At 37.0% G+C, this 1,345-nt stretch carries 1 protein-coding gene; it reads left to right on the top strand.

Going from position 1 to position 1,345, the window contains the following annotated elements; genetic code table 11:
- Positions 1-641, top strand: a 641-nt coding sequence (locus RH89_RS29950; RefSeq protein ID WP_004403722.1) for an alpha-amylase family protein, incomplete at its 5' end; no start/stop codon positions are given.
- Positions 642-1,345: the final 704 nt, after the last annotated feature.

The raw sequence follows: 1,345 nt of genomic DNA, 5'->3' as shown, positions 1-1,345 counted from the left end.
AAATCATCACAGATGGTGGCGCAACTCGTCAGGAATACGAGGTTTTCCTCAAACCTTACCTGGAAAAAACGCAGCTTGCGGCGTACGACTTTCCACTCTTCAACACTCTTTTTAATGCACTAGGTGACAAAGGCAGTTTCGAATCTCTGGTCAACCCTTATGCACTGGGGCAGGCTCTGTCTAACCCAAGGGCTGTCACTTTTGCAACCACTCACGACATTCCAAATAATCGCGTGTTTGAAGATTTGGTGATGTCAGAGTCGAACGAATGGCTGGCTTATGCCTATATTCTTGGGCGTGATGGTGGGGTACCGCTGATTTATGCTGAGCCACCAGAGCGAACTTTTTCAGAAAAAGAGAATATATCTCGTTGGGCGGAAAACTGGCGCAGCCAAAAAATGAAATCTTTATTGGAATTTCATAATTTGACTTACGGTCATCAAATGAAAGTCGAATTTGTAGATAAAGATGCCATTATAATTTCCAGAGGTAAAGTAGGGTTAATAGCACTAAACAAAGGTAAAAATATAAAATCTGTTGATGAACTATTAGTGAGTAATACATCAATTGATTATGATTTTAAATGCATTTCCGAATCTCTTGAAATTAAACCGAATAGCTATGTAATCGTCTATCTGTAATTTTCTCATTGGCTCATTTTCTTTTTTATTTAGGTCTTGTGATTAAACTTAATCCTTATATTAAAAGTGGTTATATCAAATTCCTATAAAATATATGTCTTAAATACAAGACATTATTCAAATAATCGTGATCTTTATACGAAGGTGGTATGTATCTCATTACATTTTGTACCACACTGAGAAATGTGGACTATTTTTTAAAATATTTATAGCAAAGTCAGCAGGCTAGAATTAGGTTCTATGAATTTATTGCCTACATTCTTATAAAAATAATGGTAGAAAGGCTGATAGGGTTGGAAACATGAAGATCGCAACAAAAATTATTATCGCTTGTTCTTCACTCTGCGCGATAGGCGTTATCGTTAGCGGAAACTTCGTTGCCTGGAGAGCATCAGGGTTATCGGAACAGGCTATTTATGATAGAGCAACTAGCCAACTTATTTCTATTCGGGAAATAAAAAACGGGAAATCGAAAGTTACTTCGATCAGATTCGATATCAATTAGAAACCTTAGCGGATAATAATTCCACTAAGTCGGCACTTAAAGACTTCACCGCCGCTTTTAATTCTTATCCAGAAAATCGTGTATCTGAATCTGACAAAAATAAACTTAAAAACTATTACAGCAGTGAGTTTGGGAAAACTTACCGCGAAAGTAATGGTCAGAACTCAGCGAACGAGCTCAACCGACTCAGCCAAATAAA

It is taken from the genome of Vibrio nigripulchritudo ATCC 27043 (assembly GCF_000222685.1).
In the GTDB taxonomy this organism is placed as follows: domain Bacteria; phylum Pseudomonadota; class Gammaproteobacteria; order Enterobacterales; family Vibrionaceae; genus Vibrio; species Vibrio nigripulchritudo.
Note: the sequence above shows the minus strand (reverse complement) of the source record. Positions and strands in the feature narration are given on the sequence as shown.